Here is a 3,768-nt window from a genome sequence, read left to right on the forward strand (position 1 = left end):
ATTCACCGATTTGCTAAAAGTTCATCAATTTCTTGATCCGTGAAACCAAACTGACGAAAGATCCGAATAACGTAAGGTGGAGACAATTCACCTGCACCCATATCGATGGGAGCTATTCTTTTCCGACCCTCAACGATACGCAGGTATATGTCGTGATCACCCTTTCCATGCCTGAGAAAAGAACACCCACCGCCTACCAGTATGCGCAGTAGTTCCCTGGGCGTGAGGGATGGAATATTTTTAGGCATGAACCGCCCTGAGTTCGTATGTTTCTAATGTAGGTTCTTGCCCTTCTACGGATAGAAATTCGTGCAATTCATTGATAGCAATGGGTGCTGTAAAAAGTGATGGATCGTCAGAGAAAGCCAATTTCAGAGATGCTATAGCCTCTCTCATTTTTATAAGCGCTTCTTCTTTTGTAGACCCCTGGCTGACAACACCATTTTCCAAGCACAACGCCACCCAGTAGTCACCACTTCTTCTTAAAACAGTCATGAGGAATGACATCCTTCAACCTCCTTAATTGCTGTTCAAATACGATTATAAACTATCTCTTTTTTTCAGGGTTGCCCATGCTTAAGTTGTATCACCCTATAGTCATAGGGGCGTGAGGGGGGAGGGGTTAAGAGTGAGGGGGAAGCGGAAAGAGTCATGGTTGTCTGCTCCGGATATAGTTGGTGATTTTGCGGCTTAATTCGTCACACTGCCATAAAAGCTCATCTACATGTTCGCTGGCCAGCAGTTCCATGGCTTCGAAGACAAGCAGCATGGATACATTTTCGAAAATGGATCGTCTGGCGATGTTGAGAAATTGCTGAAACTCTTTTGAATGCAAGCTTCCACTGCCTTCAGCAATGTTATTGGGAACGGAAAGGCCTGCAGCACGAATCTGCTCAGCATAGCGGTAGAGTTTTCGTTGCTCAAGGTTATCAGCCACTTTATGAAAACGCACTGAAAGTTCTTTGCCCAGTTTCCAAATCTCGAGATCTTCAAAACGAAAATGTGGTCTTTTCATTTATCCCCTTTCCGCTTGCCCCTTAACTCTTCCCTATTTCCTAAATAAGATCTGCAAGTTTGGCCGGGTTGTCCACCATGAGGGCGTGATCGGGAACCTTTTTCATTCACCAATTCTCATATAAATCCGGCCAAGCATCGTGTTGTCAATGTGCAGTCCCGCAGCTTTTAATCTTTCAATTTTGGGCTTAGCCAAATCAATCAGACCTTTTCGCTTCGCCAAGATAATAAGTCCTATGGAACCAATCAAGGGAATATCAAAAAGGGCAGCACACTTGCGTGCCTGCAAATCATCCAAGACGACACATACTCCGTCTTTTCCAAACGCCAGAGTTAAAACCTCGCTTTCACCCTGACCTAAATCCCATGCAGCGATCAAGGGGTGTGTTGTTGAAGAACTCTTCCGGATCACCTTAGAATTGTATGAGAGTCCTGATAAATAGGGTTCTATTGATCTTTTCTTCTCAACTTCCCCGACAACGCCTTTGGGGATTATCCATGATTTGCCTAAGGGGCTTATTGTTTTTAAAAGATCCGCTTTCCCAAGTAGTATAATTGGTGAAGCATTGAGGATAAAATTATCACTCATAGCCGGCCTCTTGCAGGACCTCCTCTGCTGAATATTGAAAAGGGGATACGTTGAATTTTGACAATGCCAATAAAAAGTCCTCACGGTTCATGCCCGCTATCTCAGAAGCTTTCTCCTGGGAAACGACACCCATTTCGTACCATTTTACTGCCGCAGTCAGACGTATCTCATCTGAAAACTCAACCGGTGTTTTTCTGAGCGCTGAAAATACGCTTAAAGGCAGCTTAAGGCTTATAGTCTTGGTTTTCATTTTATGTTCCTCCTTCTTCCTCTTGGTTTAGTTGGTGGGGGTCAAATCTTTATCCTTGACATTGCTCATAAGGCATAGCGGGTAAGCTGGCAAGCTCATAAACGAATTGGCTCACAATTCCATGTTAAGTCTTATAAACATTATCGTGATGGTCAAAATCAAGCAGTGTAACTATCTTCTGCTCCTCGTTAATTTCATATACCAGAACGAAAGACCCGCCTATATGCACTCTACGTTTGTTTTGCAGAGGTTTCCTTAACGGCTTAAAATGATGAGGTTCCGGATCCTTTCTTTTAAGCTTTTTAAGCTTCTTGTCGAGGCCCTCTTTAATTGCAAGCCGGTACACTATCTTAAACCGTATCTTTTACCAAAGTCTTCGACCATAATAGACTTCTCCTGCTCAATGTCTTTCATCCTCATAATAAAATCGCGACGCAGCTCTGGTTCTTCCATAAGACTCTTCTTGAGTTGAACAATATCTTGCTGCAAATCAACCACCTTTTGGTAAACGGCTTCAAGGGTTATATTCTTCATTTTATATTCTCCTCATTAAGTGATCTTTTATATAGTAAGCTTACAAGGCCGGGATTTCAATTTAAATATAAAGGCGGGGAAAGGGGTAATGGGGTCAAATCTTTATCCTTGACTTTGGTCCTTCGGAGCTGGCAGTAATTCTGTTCAACGTTCTATGTTCAAGGTTCAAGGTTGTTCCTTCGGAGCGGGTAAACTCAACAGCTCATTGGCTGGCAAGCTGTCAACTTACTTTTCGTATTTTTTTGTTTTCCAGAATGAGATTTTCTGTAGAAATATTAAATATATCGGTTAGAGAGTACCGTTCGGTTGCATCCAGGACCTCTAATCCTATCAGCTTTCCATTCTCATCTAAATCGATATTTAATCCCTCTTCTATCTCTACTGTTCGATCTACATATTTTTCCTGTAAACGGACATACAGGGCGTCTACTTCCCTGTCATATTCTATTCTCATGATTTCCCTCCCTTTACCATTGCAGTAACTATAATTATATCACTATTTTCAATTTTATATGTTATTTGAAGTAGGGCGAGTTCCGATGGCTCTAAACGCATTTTTTCTTTCCTTTATAGAATCTTCTAATCTATCAGGATTATTTATAGTGTCTTTAATTTCCTTCTCAGTAATTTTTCTCCATTTTATCTGTCTTCTTGCATGCCTGCTTAATTTTAGATTCTTCAAATTCATCTTTTTATAAAACCGAGGTTATTATTGGTTTCTCTGGTTTATTTTGTTTCTTTGGTCTGTCTTGTTGAGAGATACCAATTGATGGTCTCTTTTAGTCCCTCCTCGAAACCCACTTTCGCACTGAATCCGAACCCATTGAATGCTCTTGTTGTATCAAGCATTCTCCGCGGTTGGCCATCGGGTCTTGACTTATCCCATACAATCTTACCCTTATAATTTGTCATCTTCACAATTAGTTCAACAAGGTCTTTGATTGATATTTCAAATCCTGCGCCTATATTGACAGGGTCACTTTTATTATAGATTTCTGTTGCAAGAATGATGGCTTCAGCGGCGTCTTCGACGTAGAAGAATTCGCGGGTTGCAGAGCCGGTACCCCAGACTTCGACTGTCACAGACCGTGAATCGTGATTCGTAATTCGTGAACAGTAGATACCGTAATGTTTTAGAACAGCTAAAACATCTTCGATAGGAGAGGCTTTACTAATTACGAATCTCGAATTACCAATTACGGCTTCGTTATCGCCATTGCGGAGGAAGTCGTGGATGATGGAGTCGAAGTCGTTGCGGGAGAGGAGGTTGGCGAGGTGGAATTTGCGGATAAGGGCAGGGATGACATGAGAGGATTTAAAAGAGAAATTATCACCAGGGCCATATAAATTGACGGGGAGAAGAAAAATAGAATTAAACCCG

10 protein-coding genes are annotated in these 3,768 nt (G+C 41.8%); all 10 read right to left on the bottom strand.

The window, feature by feature from the left end; genetic code table 11:
• Positions 1–2 precede the first annotated feature (2 nt).
• A complete protein-coding gene (locus NTU69_10000; GenBank protein ID MCX5803843.1) occupies positions 3–248 on the bottom strand; it encodes a type II toxin-antitoxin system HicA family toxin in 246 nt (81 codons plus the stop codon).
• Complete coding sequence (locus NTU69_10005) at positions 241–507, bottom strand: type II toxin-antitoxin system HicB family antitoxin (GenBank protein ID MCX5803844.1); 267 nt, start codon at positions 505–507, stop codon at positions 241–243. The genes NTU69_10000 and NTU69_10005 overlap by 8 nt, the downstream gene beginning before the upstream one ends.
• A gap of 142 nt (positions 508–649) precedes the next feature.
• A complete protein-coding gene (locus tag NTU69_10010; GenBank protein ID MCX5803845.1) occupies positions 650–1,015 on the bottom strand; it encodes a four helix bundle protein in 366 nt (121 codons plus the stop codon).
• 102 nt (positions 1,016–1,117) lie between these two features.
• Positions 1,118–1,603: a DUF3368 domain-containing protein gene (locus tag NTU69_10015; protein MCX5803846.1), complete on the bottom strand. Its 486-nt coding sequence runs from the start codon at positions 1,601–1,603 to the stop codon at positions 1,118–1,120.
• A complete protein-coding gene (locus tag NTU69_10020; protein MCX5803847.1) occupies positions 1,596–1,853 on the bottom strand; it encodes a UPF0175 family protein in 258 nt (85 codons plus the stop codon). The genes NTU69_10015 and NTU69_10020 overlap by 8 nt, the downstream gene beginning before the upstream one ends.
• Before the next feature lie 124 nt (positions 1,854–1,977).
• On the bottom strand, positions 1,978–2,199 hold the full coding sequence (locus tag NTU69_10025; protein MCX5803848.1) for a type II toxin-antitoxin system RelE/ParE family toxin: 222 nt from the start codon (positions 2,197–2,199) through the stop codon (positions 1,978–1,980).
• Positions 2,199–2,387, bottom strand: coding sequence for a hypothetical protein (locus tag NTU69_10030; GenBank protein ID MCX5803849.1), 189 nt, complete (start codon positions 2,385–2,387; stop codon positions 2,199–2,201). Before NTU69_10030 ends, NTU69_10025 begins: the two co-directional genes overlap by 1 nt.
• A 220-nt stretch (positions 2,388–2,607) precedes the next feature.
• Complete coding sequence (locus NTU69_10035) at positions 2,608–2,841, bottom strand: DUF2283 domain-containing protein (protein MCX5803850.1); 234 nt, start codon at positions 2,839–2,841, stop codon at positions 2,608–2,610.
• A 54-nt stretch (positions 2,842–2,895) separates the two neighbouring features.
• Positions 2,896–3,069 (bottom strand): DUF4258 domain-containing protein, encoded by a 174-nt coding sequence (locus NTU69_10040; protein ID MCX5803851.1) that lies wholly within the window; start codon positions 3,067–3,069, stop codon positions 2,896–2,898.
• 44 nt (positions 3,070–3,113) lie between these two features.
• Positions 3,114–3,768 (bottom strand): NAD-dependent epimerase/dehydratase family protein (locus NTU69_10045; protein ID MCX5803852.1); only part of this gene is annotated, 655 nt, incomplete at its 5' end.

This window comes from Pseudomonadota bacterium, from assembly GCA_026388215.1.
Taxonomy (GTDB): Bacteria; Desulfobacterota; Syntrophorhabdia; order Syntrophorhabdales; family Syntrophorhabdaceae; genus JAPLKF01.

Coding starts and splice junctions, on each gene's coding strand:
- NTU69_10020 (MCX5803847.1), bottom strand. CDS start 1,853: ATGAAAACCAAGACTATAAGCCTTAAGCTGCCTTTAAGCGTATTTTCA.
- NTU69_10015 (MCX5803846.1), bottom strand. CDS start 1,603: ATGAGTGATAATTTTATCCTCAATGCTTCACCAATTATACTACTTGGG.
- NTU69_10030 (MCX5803849.1), bottom strand. CDS start 2,387: ATGAAGAATATAACCCTTGAAGCCGTTTACCAAAAGGTGGTTGATTTG.
- NTU69_10005 (MCX5803844.1), bottom strand. CDS start 507: ATGTCATTCCTCATGACTGTTTTAAGAAGAAGTGGTGACTACTGGGTG.
- NTU69_10010 (MCX5803845.1), bottom strand. CDS start 1,015: ATGAAAAGACCACATTTTCGTTTTGAAGATCTCGAGATTTGGAAACTG.
- NTU69_10035 (MCX5803850.1), bottom strand. CDS start 2,841: ATGAGAATAGAATATGACAGGGAAGTAGACGCCCTGTATGTCCGTTTA.
- NTU69_10000 (MCX5803843.1), bottom strand. CDS start 248: ATGCCTAAAAATATTCCATCCCTCACGCCCAGGGAACTACTGCGCATA.